The organism is Pseudomonas sp. 31 R 17 (genome assembly GCF_900004915.1).
Taxonomy (GTDB): domain Bacteria; phylum Pseudomonadota; class Gammaproteobacteria; order Pseudomonadales; family Pseudomonadaceae; genus Aquipseudomonas; species Aquipseudomonas orientalis_A.
In genome coordinates this window covers 1-20,206 of the sequence record NZ_CVTN01000083.1, presented here as the reverse complement: position 1 = coordinate 20,206, position 20,206 = coordinate 1, and the positions used below count along the sequence as shown (strand labels likewise).

Sequence of the window (20,206 nt, the reverse complement as noted above, 5' to 3'; positions counted from 1 at the left end):
CCCGCATTGCGGGGCCTTTTTTTTCGATAGGGCGTTGAACTGTAAGGCAAAGGCTTGTAAAGTGCGCCCCGCAGCAACGTCAGCCCACGGGTTTCTTCTCCCCAAGAAGAAATCAGAAAGAAGCGCAAATCATTGTCTTAAAAGCAATTTAAAGGGTTGACAGGGGTTTTTAAGATTGTAGAATAGCGCGCCTCAGAGACGCTAACGTAGCGATACGGACAGGGTCGAAGAGAAGCTACACAGCGGTAAATGTTGTAGTTTGAAATATGTTGTACTTTGAAATATATAGTTCCGTGATAGCTCAGTCGGTAGAGCAAATGACTGTTAATCATTGGGTCCCAGGTTCGAGTCCTGGTCACGGAGCCAATTTCAAACCGGGGTATAGCGCAGTCCGGTAGCGCGCCTGCTTTGGGAGCAGGATGTCGGGAGTTCGAATCCCCCTACCCCGACCATATTTGGGTCGTTAGCTCAGTTGGTAGAGCAGTTGGCTTTTAACCAATTGGTCGTAGGTTCGAATCCCACACGACCCACCATTTTTGAGACCAGTTAACGCTGGAATCAGATCTTAAGATCAGAGGCCAAAAGCGCTGATCGAAGAAGGCGACTGAAAGGTCGCCTTTTTATTACCGGGGTATAGCGCAGTCCGGTAGCGCGCCTGCTTTGGGAGCAGGATGTCGGGAGTTCGAATCCCCCTACCCCGACCATATTAAAAATCCTCGTATCGAAAGATACGGGGATTTTTTTTGCCTGCGCGAAACTCAGGACCGATTGAAACACTGTGGGAGGGGCGGTGCGACGATTCGACCCGCCCCCGATTACACCAGAAGAACTACCTGTGATGCTTGCCCGCCAAACGCTATCGCAGCAGCCCCGATAGCAAAATACGAAAGCTGGCGATTGCCTGTGTCGATGCCTTGTGTGGATCAGCCGCGCCAGCGATCCACAGAGAAGCATTCAACGCTGCACCATTGACCAGATAGGCAGTCGCCTGTGCATCTACCGGTTTGACCACGTTCTGGTCGATCAACGCTTGAATGCAACGCATAGTGCTGGCCAGGCAGGCGCTCTGGCTGGCCGTCCGCGCCGGATCGCCAAGAACCGCAGGGCCATCCAGCAGAACGATACGTTGAATTTCCGGGTTAAGTGCCAGCTTGATCCATTCGACACTTTCCTCGACGAACCCCTCCCAAGGCGTACTGGCCTGTTCTACAACTGCACGCAGGTGCGCAGAAGATTCTTCGTCTATCTGGGCAATAACGGCTTCCAGCAGGCCTTTCTTGCCGCCGAAGTGGTGGTAGAGCGCACCGCGTGTCAGTTCGGCATCCGCTGTCAGATCCTCCATGGCGGTCTCGGCGTAGCCCTTTTCTGCAAAGGCTTTGCGGGCTGCAGCGATCAACTTGCTGCGTGTTGACGCAATCATCTCCGCACGTTTTTGTCGCGCCATCAGGCTCTCCTTATCAATCACGGGTGCATTGACATGCAGTGCGTATGTTAATACATTAATCACATACATTATGTATGTGAATGCGGCGAGAGCTGCTTACCGGATCATTTGATCAACCTGAGCGGGAGAAATGTAATGACAACGCTATCGAATCAGCAGGTCGTGCTGGCGGCGCGCCCGGATGGGGACCTGAAGCCATCCGACCTTCGCCTTGAAGATGTCGCTGTACCCATACCAGGCGAGCGCGAAGTTCTGCTGGAGACCATTTATCTCTCCATTGACCCCTATATGCGCTGGTGGATGAGGGCGGAAAAATCCTATAACGAGCCTATCGAGATCGACCAGGTCATCGTCGGCGCCACGGTGTCCCGGGTGAGGGAGTCTCGTCATCCCGATTGGCCCGTCGGTGCGTGGGTATTGGCTTTTTCCGGGTGGAAACGCTTTGCCATTTCAGATGGCAGCGACCTGCGTCAACTTGATCCAGACCTGGCACCGCCTTCCACCGCATTGGGCGTACTGGGAATGACAGGTTTCACGGCCTATGCGGGTTTGCGCAACATTGGCAAGCCCAATCCAGGTGAAACCGTAGTGGTTGCTGCTGCGAGCGGCGCGGTCGGCTCTATAGTCGGACAAATCGCCCGCCTGCGTGGCGCTCGAGCGGTAGGCATCACTACCGGTGCGAAAAAGCTCGCCTACCTGAAGGACGAGCTGCATTTCGACGCAGTCGCCGATTACAACGCGCCGGATTTTGCAGAACAACTGGCCAACGCCTGCCCGGACGGCATTGATGTCTACTTTGAAAGCGTCGGTGGAAAAATCTGGGATGCTGTACTGCCGCTCTTGAATACTTACGCTCGCGTTCCTGTCTGCGGGATTATTTCTCAATACGAGAAACCGTCCGGTGCTCAGGAAAGCATTGATCGTCTATCCAATACGATGGCGCAGATAATGAGCAAGAGCCTTACCCTGCGCGGTTTCATCCAGACGGAGTACGCTGAAGAGCAAATGGCAGATTTTCTCGAGGAGGCGGTCCAGTGGATCGCCGACGGCAAGTTGAGTTATCGCGAGCAGATTACCCATGGGTTGCATACAGCGCCGCAAGCCTTGATTGACCAACTCAAGGGACGTAATTTTGGTAAAACGATTGTTCAGTTAGGCGAGCCATGATGTGCCCGCCAATGGAATGATAGGCTGCGTAATTCTTTTTCAAAACGTCCAGTGTTTTGAAGGGAAGCATCCAGGATGGGAAGTTGCAGATAACAGCTTGGCGGTATAGAGCGCCTTAAGGACAGCGATATGATCCGGTTAGCCGAAGCAAGTGATGAGTTCGAGATCAGACATTGCGCTGAACAAGCCTACGCGCGTTATGTGCCCGTGATCGGGCGCAAGCCAGCCCCGATGATCGCCGATTTCATCACGCAGATAGCGGCCGGAGTGGTCTATGTTGCGCTTGACGATCAAGCCAGGTTTCAGGGCTTTATTGTGTTCTATGTCAAGGACGGGTATTGCCTATTGGAAAACGTGGCGGTCCTCCCGAGCGCAGCCGGGCGGGGGGTTGGAAGGGCGCTGATCAGCTTTTGTGAAAAAGCCGCCAGCGCGCGCGGTGTGAACGCCGTTCATCTTTATACCAATGCGAAGATGGCAGACAACCTCTCGATATATCCCAAGCTTGGTTATGTGAAAGTTGCTGAGCGCACGGAGTATGGTTTCGATCGCGTTTACTTCGAAAAAAGCCTTACATAACCAGGCGCATCTTGCCAGAGGCTGGTCCGGATGGCGATTTTGCGCGAGGTAGGTGGGGGCTTCACCGCCGTCTGTAGGAGCGAGCTTGCTCGCGAAAAACTCACAGGCACCGCGTTCATTCAGGAAACACGCGTTATCGTTGACGTTTTTCGCGAGCAAGCTCGCTCCTACCCCATTGTTTTATCTTGTCAGTGCAGTTTCAGGCGCGGCTCGGTCCCGCGTCCGATCTTGCTGCCAAGCATCAGCATAGCCGTGCGGAAAAAGCCATACAGCGCCATCTGGTGCATACGGTACAGCGACACGTAGAACATCCGCGCCAGCCAGCCCTCGAGCATCACACTGCCGGTCAGGTTACCCATCAAGTTACCCACGGCGGAAAAGCGCGACAGCGAGATCAGCGAGCCGTAGTCGGTGTATGTGTAGGTCGGCAGTTCCTTGCCTTCAATCCGCAGCTTCAGCGACTTGGCGAGCAATGAAGCCTGTTGGTGAGCGGCTTGCGCGCGTGGCGGCACATTGCGGTCGGTGCCCGGTTGCGGGCAGGCGGCGCAATCGCCAAAGGCAAAGATGTTTTCGTCGCGGGTGGTCTGCAGCGTCGCCAGCACCTGAAGCTGGTTGATGCGGTTGGTCTCCAGGCCATCGATGTCCTTGAGAAAGCCCGGAGCGCGGATCCCGGCAGCCCAGACTTTGAGGCTGGCCGGAATCACCTGGCCGCTGCTGGTGATCAGCGCGTCGGCGGTCACTTCGCTGACGGCCGAGTTGGTCAGCACGGTCACCCCGAGTTTCTCCAGGGTTTTATGCACCGGCCCGCCAATCCGCTCCGGCAGCGCGGGCAATACCCGTGGGCCGGCTTCGATCAGGGTGATGTGCATGTTTTCCGGCTTGATGCGATCCAGGCCGTACGCCGCCAGCTCATGGGCGGCGTTATGCAGTTCGGCGGCCAGTTCAACGCCGGTGGCGCCGGCGCCGACGATGGCGACGCTGATTTGTTCGACCGTATCGGTCTGCCCGGCGTGGGCGCGCAGGTAATGGTTGAGCAACTGCTGATGAAAGCGCTCGGCCTGTTTACGGGTGTCGAGGAACAGGCAATGTTGCGCGGCGCCCTCGGTGCCGAAATCGTTCGTGGTGCTGCCCACTGCAATGACCAGGCTGTCGTAGCCCAGGACGCGCGCGGGCACCAGTTCCCGGCCTTCTTCGTCGAGGGTGGCGGCCAGTTGGATTTTCTTCTGTTCGCGGTCAAGCCCGCTCATACGACCCAGTTGGAACTCGAAGTGGTTCCATTTCGCCTGGGCGACGTAATTGAGTTCGTCTTCCGAAGAGTTCAGCGACCCGGCGGCTACTTCGTGCAGCAACGGCTTCCAGATATGCGTCAGGTTGGCGTCCACCAGCGTGATGCTGGCTTTGCCACGTTTGCCCAGGGTCTTACCCAGGCGTGTCGCCAGCTCCAGGCCGCCGGCACCGCCGCCGACGACAATAATACGATGGGTCATGGGGATATCTCGCAAGGCTAAAAGAAATTGGAGCAGTTACCCCCGCGAGCGCCAGGCGGCTCATAGCGTCAGGTAACTCAAAAGGCGGCTCAGCAAACCGAGCCCGATCACCACCACCAGCACCACACCAAGGAGCAGCCAGGGCCTGAAAGGCTTGCGCTCGACTCTGTGCTGGGAGAGTTGCAGGTACTCTTCGACATGCTGTTGGTCATCGGGTTTCAGGCGGCTGCTCATAAAGGCCTCGTCAGGTAGACGTTGCAAAAGGGCGTCACGTTACAGCCTGTGGATCAAAGGCTGATGCCCACATCGAACACTATGCTGCGGCCCAGGTTGTTGCGCAAGAAATCCGGCGCGTCCGGATGAGCGAACAGTACCCGCGCAAAGGTCGGCCCCACCAGTGACAGGGAGCGCCAGCCCTGGCGCAGATATTCGGTGGGCGGCGGAAAGTGGCTGTTGAGGTCCAGCACTTCGCGCTTGAGGCTGGCGAAGGCGATGAGGTCCAGCTCCCCCAGGTCCATGCCGCGTTCCTTGTAGTTGTGCGCTTTCTTGCGCAGTGTCGGTGCCAGGCGCAACAGGAACTCATGGGCGGGAATGCGCCTTGGCTTGGCTTCGCGCCGCACCAGTTGGCTCAGGGAGAAAGCGCTGCGCCTGCGCAGCAATTCGTCGCGCCATTCGTCGTTCAGGCGGCGGCCTTCGTCCAATACAAAGAACACTTCAAAACTGGCGTCGCGAAACAGCACGTCCGGCGGCTCGGTGCCTGCGGCGTGGAACTCTTCGGCGCGATAGGGCACGTTCAAGCCTTGCAGCAGGCGCTGGCAGACCCAACGCTCACGCTCCCATTTGCGGGCATTGGACAAAAACGCGTTGGCCTGTTCGGCTGCTACGGTGAGCAAGCGCAAATAATCTGAGTCGTCCATCTGCCTAGCTTAGCGTTCAAATGATGACCGCAGGAAGTCTTGCTTTAAACGCGGGTGTAGACTGTTCATCTGGCAGCAAGCCCAGGGATGAGGTGTGCGGTGATGCGGTCTATAAAGGTGGTGCATCCGTGATCAGTGCGGCTGTTCTAGCACTCCCGACGCTCGGCATCGGCTGGTTGTTGTATGCCCCGCTGGTGATCTGGGCGATTGTGCGTGCGCCCTGGGTCGAACTGTTTGCCGACCGACGTCGCCAGCATTTGCTGTTCGGCACGGTGTTCGCGCTGTTCATGTTGTGGCTGGTGCGGCGGGATTTCGATACGGGCGTGTCGTACCACTTTATTGGCATGACCGCGGTGACCCTGTTGCTGGATTGGCCGCTCGCAATCGTCGGTGGGGTGGCCGCGCAGTTGGGGTTGGTATGGCTGGGGCGTCAGGACCTCGCCGCTGTCGGCGTCAATGGCCTGTTGTTGATTGGCCTTCCGGTACTCATCACTGAGCTTTGCGCGCGACTCGTGGAGCGGGCGCAACCGCGAAACCCCTTCGTGTATATCTTCTGTTCCGGCTTTTTCGCTGCGGCGCTGTCGGCGTTGCTTTGCCTGTTGGTCGGCCTGGGGTTGCTGTGGTTCGATGGTCGATTTGAAATGCCGCAATGGCTGGAGGATTTCGTCGGCTACCTGTGGCTGATCATCTTTCCCGAAGCCTTTATCAACGGCATGGTGATCAGTGCCCTGGTGGTGTTTTGCCCGGAATGGCTTGAGACTTTCAACCGCACCCGCTACCTCTCGGCGCCGTGGAAGGATGACGATTCAGCGCGTTGATCCAGATCAAAAAGGCGCTGAGCGCACAGGCCCATGCTCTGCGAAATTTCAGGAGCACCAATCATGAGTGTGTACGAATGGGCACGGCAGGAACTGCGCAGAAGCCAGGATGCCGCGCAGGAAATCGGTTTTGATCCAGGCTTGACCCTGCGCGCCATGCTCAGCGCGGTGGTGCAGCAGAGCAAGGGCGTTCGCAGCTTTGAAGACTTGGCCGACGAGTTGCAATACCTTGCGGAAAACCTCGACGACCAGCAGGAATATGCCTTTATGCGGCCTTAGTGGCGCGGCGGCAGGTCTTCGGAAAACAACTCGTCTTCGGCGTCCGGGGCTACCGGGATCTTGTGTTCTTCAGCGGCCCAGGCACCCAGGTCGATGAGTTTGCAACGGTCCGAGCAGAACGGCCGGTTGAGGTTGTCGGGTTTCCATTCCACGGGTGCACCGCAGGTTGGGCAATCGACGGTCAAGGGTTGGCTCATGATCGGCCTCCACGCAAAGTAAGGTAAAAGTGGTGCAGTCGCTCGACCTCACCGTGCAGCCAGGCAAGGTCCTGGTCATTGACCAGTACGTCATCGGCACGGTTCAGGCGGTCTTCGCGGCTCGACTGGGCCTTGAGAATCGCCTGCACCTGTTGCTCGCTGATGCCGTCGCGCTGCAGGGTACGCTGAATCTGCAGGGATTGCGGCACGTCGATCACCAGGATGCGCTGGGTCATGCGGTATTGGCCGGACTCGATCAGCAGCGGCGACACCAGGATCGCGTAGGGCGACCGGGCGCGTGCCAGGTGATCGCTAATCTCGTCAGCGATCAGCGGGTGCAACAGGCCTTCGAGCCAGCGACGTTCCTCGGGTACTTCAAAAATCAATGTGCGCAACGCGGCGCGGTCCAGTTGGCCGTCCGCCTGCAGCACAGCGCTGCCGAAATGCTCGGCTATGCGCGCCAACGCCGGCCGGCCGGGCTCGACCACCCAGCGGGCGGCATGATCGGCATCGACCAGGTCGACACCCAGCGTGGTGAAGTACTCGGCCGCAGCGCTTTTACCGCTGCCGATACCGCCTGTGAGGCCGAGAATCCAGGGTGTTGCAACAGGAGTGGTCATGTGAAACCGACAGACTGCAGATAGAAGTCGGTTATTTGACCACCCCAGAGCAATGCAATCCAGCCGGCAATTGCCAGGCAGGGTCCAAATGGCATGGGTGCCGACACGTGCGTCTTGCGCCAGCGCATCAGCAGCAACCCGGCAAACACGCCGAGCAGTGACGCCATCAGCAGCGTCATCGGCAGTATCTGCCAGCCGCCCCAGGCACCGAACAGCGCCAATAGCTTGAAGTCGCCATAGCCCATTCCATCCTTGCCGGTCATCAGCTTGAACAGCCAGAACACGCTCCACAGGCTCATGTAGCCCAGCACCGCGCCCCATAACGCATCGGGCAATGTTGCGAACAGGCCCAGACTGTTAAGGATAAGCCCCAGCCATAGCAGCGGCAGCACCAGGGCATCCGGCAGCAGTTGGTGATCCACATCGATCAGGCTCATGCCCAGCAACCCCCAACTCAGCAGCATCACCGCGCCCGCCTGCCAGCCAAAGCCGAAGTGCCAGGCTACGGTGGCGGATATCAGCGCACAGGCCAGTTCGGTGAGCGGATAGCGCGCGCTGATGGATGCACGGCAGTGGCTGCAACGCCCCTTGAGCATCAGGTAGCTGAGCAGGGGGATATTCTCCCAGGGCCGAATCGGCTGGTCGCAGTGTGGACAGCAGGAATTCGGGCGCATCAGGTTATAGGCCGGCCCCGCCGGCGCGTCGGGCAGGCCGAGGATCTCACGGGCCTGGGCGCGCCATTCGCGCTCGAGCATCTTGGGCAGGCGCCACACCAGCACATTGAGAAAACTGCCAACGATCAGCCCCAGCACCAGCCCCATGCCGACAAACGCCCAGGGCTGCTCGCCCGACAACGCGCTCAAAATGCCGAACCCAGTTGAAACACCGGCAGGTACATCGCAATCACCAACGCGCCGACGATGCTCCCCAGTACCACCATGATCAGCGGTTCCATCAAGCTGGTGAGGTTATCGACGAGGCTCTCTACGTCCGCCTCGTAATGGTTTGCGACCTTTTCCAGCATGTGGTCCAGGGTGCCGGACTCTTCGCCGATGGCCGTCATCTGGATCGCCATGCCTGGAAACAGGCCGCTGGCGGCCATGGACTGATTCAACTGCATGCCTGTGGATACATCGTGGCGCATATGTTCGATTGCCTGTTTGAAAGGGCCATTGCCGACGGCGCCGGCCACTGAGCCGAGCGCCTGTACCAGGGGAACACCTGCCGCAAAGGTGGTTGCAAGCGTGCGGGCGTAGCGGGCGACGGCAGCTTTGTTCAACAGTTTGCCTGCCAGGGGGACTTTCAACAAACCCGCCTCCAGCCGGTAGCGAAACCGCGCAGAACTGCGGTAGGCGTGGCGCAGCCCGCCGATGAGCGTGCCCAGGCCCAGCGCCAGTATCCACCAGGCCCGTTGCAGAAAGTCGGAGAGGGCGATGACCCCCAGGGTAAAACCGGGCAATTGGCTGTCGACTCCGGCAAACAGGTGCTGGAACTGCGGCACCACCTGTATCAACAGCACGGCGCTGACGAGGCCGGCCACCACCAGCACGGCAAGCGGGTAAGTCATGGCTTTCTTGATTCTGGTCTTGAGCCGCTGGCTTTTTTCCAGATGAATGGCTACGCGCTCCAGCAGCGTTTCCAGGGCTCCGGCCTGCTCGCCGGCGGCAACCAGGTGGCAGTACAGGTCATCGAAATAACGGGGGTATTGGCGCAGCGTGCCGGTCAGGCTGTTACCGGCGGCGACGTGTTGCTTCATACCCTTGACCAACTCGCGCAGTGTGCGGTTTTCGACGCCCTCGCCGATAATGTCGAAGGCTTGTAACAGCGGGATACCGGCCTTCAACAGCGTCGCCAGTTGGCGGGTGAAAAGGGCGATATCCGCCGGCAGTATCGGCGCCGCCAGGCGTGGCAGGCCTGACGATCGCTTGCGCACATGTTCGGGGCAGATTCCCTGCTGGCGCAGTCGTGCCTTGACCCACGCAGGGTCATGCCCCGAAATTTTCCCGCACACCCTGCGGCCGTTGCGGTTGATGCCCTGCCAGGCGTAGATCGTCGAGGTGTCGTTCATGTCGCGTTCGCACATGCAGATTAAGAATTTACAGCTTAGCCAGCGGGCGGATACAGGCAGGCTGGCGTTGGCCGATAAAATGTCAGATTGTGCTTCTGGTATGCGATTGGCCGCGCAGGGATGAGTACACTGGCGCCGCTGCACAATACGGGGCGCAGGATGCGCCTTGTCATGGTTCTATTCTGGAGAGTGAGAGTGATGCATCAGAAAGGCTTTACCTTGATCGAGTTGTTGATCGTCGTGGCAATCATCGGCATTTTGGCCACGATTGGCTTGCCCATGTACACCAAGCACCAGGCCAAGGCCAAGTTCACCGCGGGGTTGGCCGAAATCAGCGCGTTGAAGGCCGGCTACGAAGATGTGATTAACCAAGGCACGGTGCCCACGCTGCCGTTGATTGGCGGCAAGAGCCCCACCGCCAATTGCAAGGTCGATGTGACAGGAGATGTCGCTACGGGCAGCGGCTCCATCAGCTGTGAAATCGTTGATGCGCCTGCGCCCGTACTGGGCAAGACCATCACCTTGACACGCAGCGCCACCAGCGGCTGGACCTGTGCAACCACGGCCGAGGCGCAATACGTCGCCAAGGGTTGTGGCGCCAACGGCGCATGACGGCTGGCGGGTGGTGAGCGAGCCGGTTGCCGCATGCCCGATGCGGTGCTAGCTTTAGCCCACCGCCCGTGTAGCTCAGCCGGTAGAGCAGCGCACTCGTAACGCGAAGGTCGCAGGTTCGATTCCTGTCTCGGGCACCAAGGCAACACTGTTTCAAAGGCACAGTTTTCAGATGATCCCAGAATGGTTCTGAAGGCCAGACGAGCCGGCATTCGCGCCCGCTCTTTCGTATCTGCGCAACCTTGATGACCCAGATGCATCCCCATTCCTCGATCTAAGAGAACGACATGACCACGACTGAGATGACCCAGGAAGTTCGGCACCAAGCAGCCCTCGACAAATACCTCGAGGCAACGCCGCAGCTCAAAGACGAGATCAAGGACCTGAGCGCTGACGACCAGCGTGATCAGATTCAGTGGGCATTCGAGGACGAGGCGGAGAGCCAGAATCTCCAGCCTTGGGAACTGACCCTCAAGTACACCTGCGCACCGGAAGAGTTCGAAGCCGCACGCCTGGCCTTGCACAAGGAGGCCGCCGACGTGCTGGGGGTCGAATGGGACGAGTACTGCGAGATGAATAATCTCGTAGTCTAAACGCTGCCGGTAGGAGCGAGCTTGCTCGCGAAAAACGGTAACGATAACGCGTGACATCCGAGTGCACGCGGTGCCGTTGAGTTTTTCGCGAGCAAGCTGGCTCCTGCTGCCAAGGCTCTTTAGATACTGAGCCGCATCGACAAGTCCACAGCCTTCACATCCTTGGTCATCGCACCAATGGAGATGTAGTCCACGCCGGTCTCGGCGATGGGCAGCAGCGTGCTTTCATTGATTCCGCCGCTGGCTTCCAGCCTGGCCTTGCCCGCGTTCAGTCGCACGGCTTCGCGCATGTCGTCCAGGCTCAGTTCATCGAGCATGATGATGTCGGCACCCGCCGCCAATGCTTCGCGTAACTCCTGCAGGCTTTCCACTTCGACCTCCACCGGCTTGCCGGGGGCGATTTTGTGGGCCGCGCTGATGGCCTGGGCAATGCCCCCGCACGCGGCGATATGGTTTTCCTTGATCAGGAAGGCGTCATACAGCCCGATGCGATGATTGTGGCAGCCGCCGCAGGTCACCGCGTACTTCTGCGCCAGACGCAGGCCCGGCAACGTCTTGCGCGTGTCGAGCAGCTTGACCTGGGTGCTGGCGACGAAATCCGCCAGGTATCGGGCGCGGGTGGCGACACCTGACAGCATCTGCAGGAAATTCAGCGCACTGCGTTCACCGGTGAGCAGCGAGCGCGCCGGCCCTTCAAGGTGAAACAGCGGCTGGTTGGGGCTGACGCGCTCACCGTCGACCACCTGCCAATGCACGGCGACGCGGGGGTCCAGTTGGCGGAAGACCGTATCCACCCAGGCGGTCCCGGCAATCACGGCCGCATCGCGGGTAATGATCGTGGCCTTGGCCAGCCGTTCGGCCGGGATCAACTGTGCGGTGATATCACCACTGCCGATGTCTTCCAGGAGTGCGCGGCGCACGTTGGCTTCTATTTCGGCGGCGAGGTCGGCAAGACGCAGGTTCGGCATAACAGGCTCCACAGACTAAGTGCCGCGATTATAGGGGCTGTGTGAACTGGAACCCAGACGCGTCACTCATTTACCGCGCCGGGCAGAGTTTACTGGCGCAATGTCCATGATTTGCCGATAATCTCGCGCCTTGCAATTGGCGTCATAGCTTTGACGTCCTGATGGTGATCGGGTATTTGCAATGCCCAGCGGGTCAGGCCCCGTTCCTGCCCATCTCAACACCCGCCGTTTCAGGAGGCCAGGATGCACAATGACGGGAAGGTGGTGCCTATCAAGCAGGCACAGGCCACGCCATCGCCGCTCGCACGTCTGCCGGTGGTGGCGCTGCAGGTGCGTGACAAAGCGGCGCAACAGTTGCAACAGGGGTTGCAGGAACTGTTCGATAACGCCGACGACACCCTGTTTGAAATGGCCGACAAGGCCCGCAGCACGGTTGACCAGCATATTTTCTTTCAGGCCATGCGCGACCTGCGCCTCAAGCGCAAGAACTTCGAGCGCGTGTTCATGGAGCAACTGTATGCCGCCTTCGCCAACCTGAGCCAGGCCGATAGCGGTGCGTTGCACCCGGTGCCTGTGGTGTCCTATGAGGTGGCCGGGGCTATCCGGGCCGATGACCGGGAAAAGGCCGTGGCACTGGAGGCAATGCTCGGTCGGGTACGCCACCGTGACGGCGTGGCGCTCGGGCAACTGAGCGCGCGCCTGAGTGAAGTGTTGGGCAGGCCCATGACCGATCATGAGAACCCTCTGGGCCCTGCACGGCTTTGCCAGTTTTTCTTGCAGGCGGGCCGCAGCCTGGGGGTGGAGATCCGGGTCAAGCTGATCATGCTCAAGCTCTTCGAGAAATACGTGCTCAGCGACGCCGACCACCTGTATGGCGAAGCCAACCAACTGCTGGTTGCCACCGGGGTCCTGCCCGGACTCCAGAGCGTGCCGTCCCGTCGTGCGGGTGGCCGCGCGGCGTGTGAGCTCCCGCAACCGGCGCGTCCGCCGGCCGCCGAAGCGCCTTGTGACGAAAGCGGCCAGCAAGCCTTTGCCGCCCTGCAAGCCTTGCTGGTGGCGGTGCGCGGCAGCGTAGCGCCTACCCTTGAAGCCAGTGCGCAACCGCAACCCATCGCCAGCCGAGACTTGCTGCGCCTGCTGTCGCATTTGCAGCAATACGTACCGGAGCCTGGCGCCGAGGACGATTTCGACCTGCGCAACCAGCTCGAACAGTTGCTGACCCGGGTCAGCGTCAAGAGCGGCAAGTCGCGGGTGGTGGAGGCGGCCGATGAAGATGTGATCAACCTCGTCGCGCTGCTTTTCGAGTTCATCCGCAATGATCGCAGTGTGCCCCACGCCTTCAAGGCCCTGATCGCTCGCCTGCAGATCCCGATACTGAAAGTTGCTGTGCTCGACAAGAGCCTGTTCAGTTGCCCCGGGCACCCGGCACGCCGCTTGCTCAATCAGATCGCCAGTGCCGCCATGGAGTGCAGCCCGCACGATGGTGATCAGAACGAGAGCCTGTACCTGCGTATCGAACAGGTCATCCAGCGCCTGTTGAATGAATTTGCCGAAGATCCGGCGATTTTTTCGCAGTTACTGGCGCCATTCAGCACCTTCATCGATCAAGAGCAGCGGCGCAGTGAGTTGCTCGAACAGCACACCCGCGACGTCGAGGAAGGTCGCCTGCGTACCGAGGTCGCTCGCCAGCGCGTGGCGCACGCGCTGAACCGGCGGCTATTGGGCAAGGTCCTGCCGCCGTTCGTGGTGCAATTTCTGCAACAAACCTGGAGCCAGGTGCTGTTGCTGGCCACTCTCAAGCACGGCGAACACTCGGTGCAGTGGCAGACCGGGCTGCGCACCATGGATGAGTTGATCTGGAGCGTCGGCCTGCACGAAGACACCGAGGCAGGCCGGCATCTGCTGGCGCAATTGCCAGGGTTGCTCAAGTCGTTGCGCGACGGGTTGGCCAGTGCGGCGTTCGATCCTTTCAGCACGCGGGAGTTTTTTTTACGCTTGCAGACCGTACATGTTCAAACATGCGAAGGCGGGGGCGACGACGGGCTGATTGAAGTCCGCGAGCTCTTTGTTCTCGGCACCCCACTGTCGGACGCCGGCGAGGACTGGCCGCATGATGACCCGGACCTGCTCAAGGTGCTCCCGTTGCGGGTCGGCGGTTGGGTGGAGTTGCGCCAGGACGACGACACGGTATTGCGCTGCAAGCTCACGGCGATCATGGCGCCGAACCATCGTTATATTTTCGTCAGCCGCACGGGGCTCAAGGTCCTGGAGCAAACCCCCGGGCAATTGGCTGCGACTTTCAAGCGCGGCACCCTGCACAGCCTGGACGAGGGGCCGCTGTTCGACCGCGCGCTGGCGGCGGTGATGGGCAACCTGCGCCAACTCAATCGCGGCAAGTGATCGCAACCGCAGGGCGGAACGCGGCATACTGGTAACACTTTGTCTCAGTCAAGGAGCCTGTATGCAGTTGGACCCCGTCAGCGGTTGGTTCGAGGGCATTGGCCATTGCCCTTCGCCCAACTTCAACGAGCGCCCGGCAGGCGAGGTATCGTTGTTGGTGATACATAACATCAGCTTGCCCCCGGCGCAGTTTGCCACCGGTAAGGTGCATGAGTTTTTCCAGAATCGCCTGGATGTAACGGAGCATGCCTACTTTGAGGGGATAGTCCACCTACGGGTCTCTGCGCATTTTCTGATTGAGCGTGACGGTACAGTGACGCAGTTTGTGGCATGCCGGGACCGAGCCTGGCACGCGGGCGTCTCCAGCTTTGAAGGGCGCGATACCTGCAACGACTTCTCGTTGGGAATCGAGCTGGAAGGCACAGATGATCTGCCGTTCACCGATGCCCAGTACCAGGCGCTGATTGAGCTGACGCGTCAGCTGCTCGCAGCTTATCCTGCGATCACCCCCCAACGTATCTGCGGTCACAGCGACATCGCCCCAGGCCGCAAAACCGATCCGGGCCCGGCTTTTGATTGGAAGCGCTTTCGTGGCGCGCTGCAGGATGGAGGACACAAACTATGAGTTTCCTGGTGCTGGTGCTGGCAGTGTGGATCGAGAAATTCTCGGCCTTGCGCCAGCGGTTGCAGCGCGACGGCGGCTGGCTGCGCGAGCTGGCCAGGCTTGAATCGAGCCCACGCATGGGCAAGCGGCCCTGGCTGATCCTGCTGGCGCTGGTGGTGCTGCCCGCGGCGCTGCTGGGCTTGTTGCTGCTGGTGCTGGAGCCCGTGGCCTATGGCTTGTTGGCGTTGCCGGTGCATGTACTGGTGGTGATCTACAGCCTGGGCCGTGGCGATCTGTTGGCCGCGCTGGGACCGTTTCGGGATGCCTGGCGGCGGGGTGATCTGCAAGCCGCCGAGCACGTGGCCGAACGTGACCTGAAGCTGGGTGCCGACAGTGGCGAGCAACTGCTCGAGCGGGTTCAAGGCCACTTGCTGTGGCAGGCGTACCAGAGCTTTTTCGCGGTGATTTTCTGGTATTTCCTGCTGGGCCCGGTGGCTGCTCTGGCCTATCGCCTGCTGGCGCTGGCCAGTGAGCACAGCCAGAACCCCCTGGTGGCCGAACGCGCCACACAAATGCGCCACGCCTTTGACTGGCTGCCGGTGCGCCTGCTGGCCGCGAGCTTTGCCCTGGTGGGCAATTTTGTCGGGGTCAGCCGGGTCATGCTCCACGAATTGCTCAGCTGGGATATCAGCGCTGCACAACTGGTGGAAAAAGTCGGCCTGGCCGCTGCGGAAATACCGCCACCGGTAGTGGGCGCCGAAGGCATCAGCAGTCTTGATCAACTGTGGGAATTACTGCTGCGTGCGGCGGTGCTGTGGTATGCCGGATTTGCAATCTGGACGGTGTTGCCCTGAGACCGCCATCGGGGGCAAGCCCCCTCCCACATTTGATCGAGCAGGGATCAGCGAAAATCGGGGAGGCGCAGTCAGCGTGCGAGGGGGCTTGCCCCCGATAACCAATATCTACACAACTTCGTAGGCTATAGCCGCCAACACTAACCACGATGCGAAGCGAGTCGCCCTTGATCTTGATCTGCTTCTGATCTTGATCTCAGGCGCCCCGTTAAACCACAAGGGCACACCGAGCATGAGCGAGGTGCCGAGTGGTGGGGCAAGAGCGTTTTGCTTACTTTTGCGCTTTTCAAAAGTGAGCCGCTGTAAAAGCGGAACCCATAGCAGCCGTGACCGCAGAAACGGATATGTACTCGGTCCAATCCAACATCCCGGCCAGCCCAGAGGCCACCATCGGGGCCAAGTCGAATCGTCGCACCGCCCCTCCCACATTTGGATTGGCGCGTTCCGCACGTAGGAATTTTCGGTGGGATTTAACCCCGTCACGCGTGGCGCTTATCCTGATTTCGCTGCTGGCCTTTCAATGTGCCGTGAATGGGTGAACATTTGTATCATCTGGTCACGGTCTCAAGGAGGCACGGCGATGGCCGCTGTCATCGGCATCAAAGGGCATTGCGCCCACTGCGACATGACGTTTGAACTCAAACCCTGGCAACTGAACGCCATCGCCATCGACGAACCCTTCGTCTGTACCTATTGCCACACATGCCTGCAACTGTGTTGCCGCAAGCAGCTGCGTCGCTTTCGTGCCCTGGACCACTGGGCGCTGGTGCCGCCCGGCATGATCATGCTGACCTGCGCGACCCTCCTGGCGGCGCTGTTTGCAGAGTGGCTGGGGCTGCTCAGTGTGATCGGGCAATTCAACATTTCGCTGACGACGCTGTTGATCCACTTTCTGGTGCTGCGCTACGTGCGTCACCGGCAACGGATGACCTTGAACCTGCAAGTCGTCAGCCGCTTACCACTGGAACAGCTCGCACGCATTGCGTGTGCTCGCCTCAGCCAGCCGTGACGCGCTGATGCCTATCCGCTCGGCCAGGGCGCTGCAGATGTCCGGCAAGTGGTGTGGGCTGTTGCGCCGGCCCGGATACATGGCCGGGGCCATATCCGGCGCGTCCGTCTCCAGCACCACCGCTTCCAGTGGCAATTGGGCCAGCACCTTGTGCATGCGCAAGGCCTGGGGCCAGGTCGCGGCACCGCCCAGGCCCAGCTTGAAGCCCAGCTTGATGTACTCGCGGGCCTCTTCCCGGCTGCCGGCGAACGCATGAATGATGCCGCCACGCGGCAGGCGGATGCGCTTGAGTGTGGCGATCACCGCCGCGTGACTGCGGCGTACGTGGAGCAAGGCGGGCAGGGCGAAATCCACCGCCAGTTTCAACTGGGCTTCGAACAGTGTTTGCTGGCGCGCTCGGTCCAGATGCTCAAGAAAGTAATCCAGGCCGATTTCACCCACGGCGCACAGTTGCCGGTGGCCCTGCAGGCGCGTCAGCCAGTCGCCCAATTCCAGCAGGTCGGCAGGGCGGTGCTCATCGAGATACACCGGGTGCAGGCCGAAGGCGGCGAACAAGCCTTCATCCTCCACCACCAGATCCCACAACCGCTGCCAATTGCGCTGATAAACCCCGAGCACCACCATGCGCCGCACACCGAGTTGGCGGCTGCGGGCGAGGACTTGCGGACGGTCACTGTCGAAGTCCGCGAAATCCAGGTGGGTGTGGGTGTCGATCAGCTCCACACTCAGGCCTCGTGAATACGCTGCTTGAAGGTTCGGCTGATGCCGTGCACGCCGGGTTGGTAATGTTCTTCTTCAATGGCCGCCAGGGCCAGGCGCAGGGCGGTGTCGGCGATCAGTTGGTGCTGCTGGGCCATGGCGTTGACCGGCAGCGGCAGGAAGTCCAGCAACTGGGTATCGCCGAAGGTGCCCAGGCGCAGTGGCCGCGACTTGAGCGGGAAGTCGTGCAGTGCGTCAAACACGCCTTGCAGCAGCACGTAGGACGTGGTCACCAGCGCGTCAGGCAGATGCCCCAGGCGCTGCAGTAATTGCTCCATCAGCTGTCGCCCGCAGTCGCGGCTGAAGGCTTCGCCCTGTTCGATGATCACCTCGCCGGTAAAGCCTTGCAGGGCTTCACGAAAACCCGCAGCACGTTCCTGGCTGATGCTCAGCTCCGGATGGGCGCCGATCAGCGCGATTTGCTTGGGCAACGGTTGCAGCAGGCTGCCGGTGAGCTGCTGGCAGGCTTGGCGGTCGTCGCTGACCACCGAGCAGAACTGGCTGGGATCCATCACCCGGTCGATGGCGATTACCGGCAAGCCTTTGGCTTGCAGTTCGCGATAGCTGTCATCCTCAGCGGGCAGGCAACTGGCGACAAACAGCGCATCGCAGCGCCGCGCGCGGAACAGTTGCAGCAATTGGCGCTCACTGTCAGCCTCATCGTCGGAGCTGGCGATCAGCAATTGATAGCCGCGCGCCCGTGCGCCTTGTTCGAGCAACTTGGCAATGCGTGCGTAACTGGGGTTCTCCAGGTCCGGCAGGATAAAGCCCAGGGTGCGCGTGTGCCGGCTGCGCAAGCCGGCGGCTTGCGGGTTAGGCGTAAAACCGTGGGCCTGGACCACGGCCCGCACGCGCTCCACCGTCGCGTTGCTGATACGTTGTTGTTCGGCCTTGCCATTGATGACATAGCTGGCGGTTGTGACCGACACACCGGCCAGACGTGCGATATCACTGAGTTTCAAACCGGGTTTCCTTGTTTTTTTGAGCGTGCCCCGACATTTTGTCCAATCGTAACCGATTCCCGCATACGACCAATGTCCCACAACAGGCGCCGAGTGGCCCTTCAAGCTTGCGCAATTAACGCGTAATCTGCCATAAATTCTAGATTAAACGTTTCAGCAAGGGTATTTTTACGATGTTCGCCGCTGAGTGGCTACTGCCAACTGACCGCTCAGTCAGTTACTTTTGAACACCGCTAAGCTGATTTATTCAAAACAATACCTAGTGCGCACCCCGCACTAACTAGGAGAACGGCATGCTCGAGCTCACTGTAGAGCAGATATCCATGGGCCAGGTGGCGGTGGATAAATCTGCGGCCTTGCACCTGCTCGCGGAAAAACTGGTGGCCGATGGCCTGGTTGCCGAAGGTTATCTCAGTGGCTTGCAAGCCCGTGAAGCCCAAGGCTCGACCTTTCTTGGCCAAGGCATCGCCATTCCTCACGGCACCCCGGAAACCCGCGACCAGGTGTTTTCCACCGGCGTGCGTCTGTTGCAGTTTCCCGAAGGCGTGGACTGGGGCGACGGCCAGGTCGTGTACCTGGCGATCGGGATTGCCGCCAAATCCGATGAACACTTGCGCCTGCTGCAATTGCTGACCCGCGCCCTGGGTGAGACCGACCTCGGCCAGGCGCTGCGCCGTGCCGGTTCCGCCGACGCCTTGCTGAAACTGCTGCAAGGCGCGCCGCAGGAACTGGCACTGGATGCACAGATGATCAGCCTCGGCGTGTCGGCCGATGATTTCGAGGAACTGGTGTGGCGCGGCGCGCGCCTGTTGCGCCAGGCCGATTGCGTGAGCAACGGGTTTGCCGCCGTGTTGCAGCAAGTCGATGCACTGCCCCTGGGCGATGGCCTGTGGTGGCTGCACAGCGAGCAGACGGTCAAGCGTCCGGGCCTGGCCTTCGTCACGCCGGACAAGCCCATGCGCTACCTGGGCCAGCCGCTCAATGGCCTGTTTTGCCTGGCCAGCCTGGGCGAAGCACATCAGGCGTTGCTCGAGCGCCTGTGCGCCTTGCTGATCGAAGGGCGCGGCCAGGAATTGGGCCGCGCCACCAGCAGTCGTGCCGTGCTTGAGGTGCTGGGTGGCGAACTGCCGCCCGACTGGCCGAGCGCGCGCATCACCCTGGCCAATGCCCACGGGTTACATGCACGCCCGGCGAAGATCCTCGCGCAACTGGCGAAAAGCTTCGACGGCGATATTCGCGTGCGCATTGTCGACGGCCCGGTCGGCGCGGTATCGGTTAAAAGCCTGAGCAAGCTGTTGAGCCTCGGCGCGCGGCGTGGCCAGGTGCTGGAATTCGTCGCCGAGCCGAGCATTGCCGGGGACGCGCTGCCGGCTTTGTTGGCCGCAATTGAAGAAGGCCTGGGCGAAGCGGTCGAGCCATTGCCGACCGTCAGCGCCCAGCCCGCCACCGTCGACATCGAACCGGTGATCAGCGCGCCGCTGTCCGGTAGCCAGATCCAGGCAATTGCCGCCGCGCCCGGTATCGCCATCGGCCCTGCGCATATCCAGGTGCAGCAGGTCTTCGACTACCCACTGCGCGGTGAGTCCTGCGCGGTTGAGCGCCAGCGCCTGCAGGCTGCGCTGAGTGATGTGCGTCGCGATATCGAGGGCCTGATCGAACGCAGCCAGTCCAAGGCGATTCGCGAGATCTTCATCACTCACCAGGAAATGCTCGACGACCCGGAGCTGACCGACGAAGTCGACACCCGTCTCAAGCAAGGCGAAAGCGCCGAAGCGGCCTGGATGAGCGTGATCGAAGCGGCTGCCCGGCAGCAGGAGTCGTTGCAGGATGCCTTGCTCGCCGAGCGCGCCGCCGACCTGCGCGACATCGGTC

The 20,206-nt window shown here is 60.4% G+C and carries 22 protein-coding genes and 5 tRNA genes; 16 read left to right on the top strand and 11 right to left on the bottom strand.

Annotated features, from left to right (window positions below; genetic code table 11):
• Positions 1–290: 290 nt before the first annotated feature.
• The 4 genes from BFP89_RS24265 (at position 291) to BFP89_RS24250 (ending at position 704) form a co-directional block, all read left to right on the top strand.
• Positions 291–366 (top strand) — tRNA-Asn (locus BFP89_RS24265).
• 9 nt (positions 367–375) lie between these two features.
• A tRNA-Pro gene (locus tag BFP89_RS24260) sits at positions 376–452 on the top strand.
• Between the two features lie 5 nt (positions 453–457).
• A tRNA-Lys gene (locus tag BFP89_RS24255) sits at positions 458–533 on the top strand.
• 94 nt (positions 534–627) lie between these two features.
• A tRNA-Pro gene (locus tag BFP89_RS24250) sits at positions 628–704 on the top strand.
• 152 nt (positions 705–856) lie between these two features.
• On the opposite strand, the gene BFP89_RS24245 is transcribed toward BFP89_RS24250, so the two are convergent.
• Complete coding sequence (locus BFP89_RS24245) at positions 857–1,444, bottom strand: TetR/AcrR family transcriptional regulator (protein WP_065887997.1); 588 nt, start codon at positions 1,442–1,444, stop codon at positions 857–859.
• 135 nt (positions 1,445–1,579) lie between these two features.
• Here BFP89_RS24245 and BFP89_RS24240 point away from each other — a divergent pair, with 135 nt between their 5' ends.
• Both BFP89_RS24240 and BFP89_RS24235 read left to right on the top strand, forming a co-directional pair.
• The gene (locus BFP89_RS24240; RefSeq protein WP_083208143.1) at positions 1,580–2,611 is read left to right on the top strand and encodes an NADP-dependent oxidoreductase; all 1,032 of its coding nucleotides are present in this window, start codon (positions 1,580–1,582) and stop codon (positions 2,609–2,611) included.
• A 129-nt stretch (positions 2,612–2,740) separates the two neighbouring features.
• Positions 2,741–3,187, top strand: a complete 447-nt coding sequence (locus tag BFP89_RS24235; RefSeq protein WP_065887996.1) for a GNAT family N-acetyltransferase — start codon at positions 2,741–2,743, stop codon at positions 3,185–3,187.
• Positions 3,188–3,375: 188 nt separating this feature from the next.
• Here BFP89_RS24235 and BFP89_RS24230 read toward each other — a convergent pair whose 3' ends face one another.
• From BFP89_RS24230 to BFP89_RS24220, 3 genes are read right to left on the bottom strand one after another with little or no spacing between them, the layout of a single operon-like run.
• Positions 3,376–4,674 carry an NAD(P)/FAD-dependent oxidoreductase gene (locus tag BFP89_RS24230; protein ID WP_065887995.1) on the bottom strand — a complete coding sequence of 433 codons (1,299 nt, stop codon included), beginning with the start codon at positions 4,672–4,674 and terminating at the stop codon, positions 3,376–3,378.
• A gap of 60 nt (positions 4,675–4,734) precedes the next feature.
• A complete protein-coding gene (locus BFP89_RS24225) occupies positions 4,735–4,908 on the bottom strand; it encodes a DUF3094 family protein (protein ID WP_065887994.1) in 174 nt (57 codons plus the stop codon).
• 53 nt (positions 4,909–4,961) lie between these two features.
• The gene (locus BFP89_RS24220; RefSeq protein WP_065887993.1) at positions 4,962–5,591 is read right to left on the bottom strand and encodes a DUF1780 domain-containing protein; all 630 of its coding nucleotides are present in this window, start codon (positions 5,589–5,591) and stop codon (positions 4,962–4,964) included.
• A gap of 128 nt (positions 5,592–5,719) precedes the next feature.
• Here BFP89_RS24220 and BFP89_RS24215 point away from each other — a divergent pair, with 128 nt between their 5' ends.
• The gene (locus tag BFP89_RS24215; protein ID WP_065887992.1) at positions 5,720–6,409 is read left to right on the top strand and encodes an energy-coupling factor ABC transporter permease; all 690 of its coding nucleotides are present in this window, start codon (positions 5,720–5,722) and stop codon (positions 6,407–6,409) included.
• Between the two features lie 63 nt (positions 6,410–6,472).
• Positions 6,473–6,688 carry a hypothetical protein gene (locus BFP89_RS24210; protein WP_003171680.1) on the top strand — a complete coding sequence of 72 codons (216 nt, stop codon included), beginning with the start codon at positions 6,473–6,475 and terminating at the stop codon, positions 6,686–6,688.
• Here the strand turns inward: BFP89_RS24210 and yacG are convergent.
• From yacG to BFP89_RS24190, 4 genes are read right to left on the bottom strand one after another with little or no spacing between them, the layout of a single operon-like run.
• The gene (gene yacG, locus BFP89_RS24205) at positions 6,685–6,885 is read right to left on the bottom strand and encodes a DNA gyrase inhibitor YacG (protein WP_065887991.1); all 201 of its coding nucleotides are present in this window, start codon (positions 6,883–6,885) and stop codon (positions 6,685–6,687) included. The genes BFP89_RS24210 and yacG overlap by 4 nt on opposite strands.
• Entirely contained in the window at positions 6,882–7,505 is a 624-nt protein-coding gene (coaE, locus tag BFP89_RS24200) for a dephospho-CoA kinase (RefSeq protein WP_065887990.1), read from the bottom strand. Before coaE ends, yacG begins: the two co-directional genes overlap by 4 nt.
• Positions 7,502–8,368: a prepilin peptidase gene (locus tag BFP89_RS24195; protein WP_065887989.1), complete on the bottom strand. Its 867-nt coding sequence runs from the start codon at positions 8,366–8,368 to the stop codon at positions 7,502–7,504. Before BFP89_RS24195 ends, coaE begins: the two co-directional genes overlap by 4 nt.
• Positions 8,365–9,573 (bottom strand): type II secretion system F family protein, encoded by a 1,209-nt coding sequence (locus BFP89_RS24190; RefSeq protein WP_065887988.1) that lies wholly within the window; start codon positions 9,571–9,573, stop codon positions 8,365–8,367. The genes BFP89_RS24195 and BFP89_RS24190 overlap by 4 nt, the downstream gene beginning before the upstream one ends.
• Positions 9,574–9,771: 198 nt before the next feature.
• Here BFP89_RS24190 and BFP89_RS24185 point away from each other — a divergent pair, with 198 nt between their 5' ends.
• The 3 genes from BFP89_RS24185 to BFP89_RS24175 all read left to right on the top strand — a co-directional run bounded on the left by BFP89_RS24185 (position 9,772) and on the right by BFP89_RS24175 (position 10,778).
• The gene (locus BFP89_RS24185; protein WP_065887987.1) at positions 9,772–10,185 is read left to right on the top strand and encodes a pilin; all 414 of its coding nucleotides are present in this window, start codon (positions 9,772–9,774) and stop codon (positions 10,183–10,185) included.
• Between the two features lie 64 nt (positions 10,186–10,249).
• Positions 10,250–10,325: transfer RNA gene (locus BFP89_RS24180), tRNA-Thr, on the top strand.
• 147 nt (positions 10,326–10,472) lie between these two features.
• Positions 10,473–10,778 carry a DUF6388 family protein gene (locus BFP89_RS24175; protein WP_065887986.1) on the top strand — a complete coding sequence of 102 codons (306 nt, stop codon included), beginning with the start codon at positions 10,473–10,475 and terminating at the stop codon, positions 10,776–10,778.
• 119 nt (positions 10,779–10,897) lie between these two features.
• On the opposite strand, the gene nadC is transcribed toward BFP89_RS24175, so the two are convergent.
• The gene (gene nadC / locus BFP89_RS24170) at positions 10,898–11,746 is read right to left on the bottom strand and encodes a carboxylating nicotinate-nucleotide diphosphorylase (protein ID WP_065887985.1); all 849 of its coding nucleotides are present in this window, start codon (positions 11,744–11,746) and stop codon (positions 10,898–10,900) included.
• A 243-nt stretch (positions 11,747–11,989) separates the two neighbouring features.
• Here nadC and BFP89_RS24165 point away from each other — a divergent pair, with 243 nt between their 5' ends.
• The 4 genes from BFP89_RS24165 (at position 11,990) to BFP89_RS24150 (ending at position 16,613) form a co-directional block, all read left to right on the top strand.
• A complete protein-coding gene (locus BFP89_RS24165) occupies positions 11,990–14,146 on the top strand; it encodes a DUF1631 domain-containing protein (protein ID WP_065887984.1) in 2,157 nt (718 codons plus the stop codon).
• A 61-nt stretch (positions 14,147–14,207) separates the two neighbouring features.
• On the top strand, positions 14,208–14,771 hold the full coding sequence (gene ampD / locus BFP89_RS24160; protein ID WP_065887983.1) for a 1,6-anhydro-N-acetylmuramyl-L-alanine amidase AmpD: 564 nt from the start codon (positions 14,208–14,210) through the stop codon (positions 14,769–14,771).
• Positions 14,768–15,604 (top strand): regulatory signaling modulator protein AmpE, encoded by an 837-nt coding sequence (ampE, locus tag BFP89_RS24155; protein ID WP_065887982.1) that lies wholly within the window; start codon positions 14,768–14,770, stop codon positions 15,602–15,604. The genes ampD and ampE overlap by 4 nt, the downstream gene beginning before the upstream one ends.
• A 580-nt stretch (positions 15,605–16,184) precedes the next feature.
• Positions 16,185–16,613: a hypothetical protein gene (locus BFP89_RS24150; protein ID WP_065887981.1), complete on the top strand. Its 429-nt coding sequence runs from the start codon at positions 16,185–16,187 to the stop codon at positions 16,611–16,613.
• On the opposite strand, the gene BFP89_RS24145 is transcribed toward BFP89_RS24150, so the two are convergent.
• On the bottom strand, positions 16,560–17,336 hold the full coding sequence (locus BFP89_RS24145; protein ID WP_065887980.1) for a TatD family hydrolase: 777 nt from the start codon (positions 17,334–17,336) through the stop codon (positions 16,560–16,562). The genes BFP89_RS24150 and BFP89_RS24145 overlap by 54 nt on opposite strands.
• 2 nt (positions 17,337–17,338) lie before the next feature.
• Entirely contained in the window at positions 17,339–18,334 is a 996-nt protein-coding gene (cra, locus tag BFP89_RS24140) for a catabolite repressor/activator (RefSeq protein WP_065887979.1), read from the bottom strand.
• A 293-nt stretch (positions 18,335–18,627) separates the two neighbouring features.
• Between cra and fruB the strand changes: the two genes are divergently transcribed.
• Positions 18,628–20,206 (top strand): fused PTS fructose transporter subunit IIA/HPr protein (gene fruB / locus BFP89_RS24135; RefSeq protein WP_141689130.1); only part of this gene is annotated, 1,579 nt, incomplete at its 3' end.

Coding starts and splice junctions, on each gene's coding strand:
- BFP89_RS24245 (WP_065887997.1), bottom strand. CDS start 1,444: ATGGCGCGACAAAAACGTGCGGAGATGATTGCGTCAACACGCAGCAAG.
- BFP89_RS24240 (WP_083208143.1), top strand. CDS start 1,580: ATGACAACGCTATCGAATCAGCAGGTCGTGCTGGCGGCGCGCCCGGAT.
- BFP89_RS24235 (WP_065887996.1), top strand. CDS start 2,741: ATGATCCGGTTAGCCGAAGCAAGTGATGAGTTCGAGATCAGACATTGC.
- BFP89_RS24230 (WP_065887995.1), bottom strand. CDS start 4,674: ATGACCCATCGTATTATTGTCGTCGGCGGCGGTGCCGGCGGCCTGGAG.
- BFP89_RS24225 (WP_065887994.1), bottom strand. CDS start 4,908: ATGAGCAGCCGCCTGAAACCCGATGACCAACAGCATGTCGAAGAGTAC.
- BFP89_RS24220 (WP_065887993.1), bottom strand. CDS start 5,591: ATGGACGACTCAGATTATTTGCGCTTGCTCACCGTAGCAGCCGAACAG.
- BFP89_RS24210 (WP_003171680.1), top strand. CDS start 6,473: ATGAGTGTGTACGAATGGGCACGGCAGGAACTGCGCAGAAGCCAGGAT.
- yacG (WP_065887991.1), bottom strand. CDS start 6,885: ATGAGCCAACCCTTGACCGTCGATTGCCCAACCTGCGGTGCACCCGTG.
- coaE (WP_065887990.1), bottom strand. CDS start 7,505: ATGACCACTCCTGTTGCAACACCCTGGATTCTCGGCCTCACAGGCGGT.
- BFP89_RS24190 (WP_065887988.1), bottom strand. CDS start 9,573: ATGAACGACACCTCGACGATCTACGCCTGGCAGGGCATCAACCGCAAC.
- BFP89_RS24185 (WP_065887987.1), top strand. CDS start 9,772: ATGCATCAGAAAGGCTTTACCTTGATCGAGTTGTTGATCGTCGTGGCA.
- BFP89_RS24175 (WP_065887986.1), top strand. CDS start 10,473: ATGACCACGACTGAGATGACCCAGGAAGTTCGGCACCAAGCAGCCCTC.
- nadC (WP_065887985.1), bottom strand. CDS start 11,746: ATGCCGAACCTGCGTCTTGCCGACCTCGCCGCCGAAATAGAAGCCAAC.
- BFP89_RS24165 (WP_065887984.1), top strand. CDS start 11,990: ATGCACAATGACGGGAAGGTGGTGCCTATCAAGCAGGCACAGGCCACG.
- ampD (WP_065887983.1), top strand. CDS start 14,208: ATGCAGTTGGACCCCGTCAGCGGTTGGTTCGAGGGCATTGGCCATTGC.
- ampE (WP_065887982.1), top strand. CDS start 14,768: ATGAGTTTCCTGGTGCTGGTGCTGGCAGTGTGGATCGAGAAATTCTCG.
- BFP89_RS24150 (WP_065887981.1), top strand. CDS start 16,185: ATGGCCGCTGTCATCGGCATCAAAGGGCATTGCGCCCACTGCGACATG.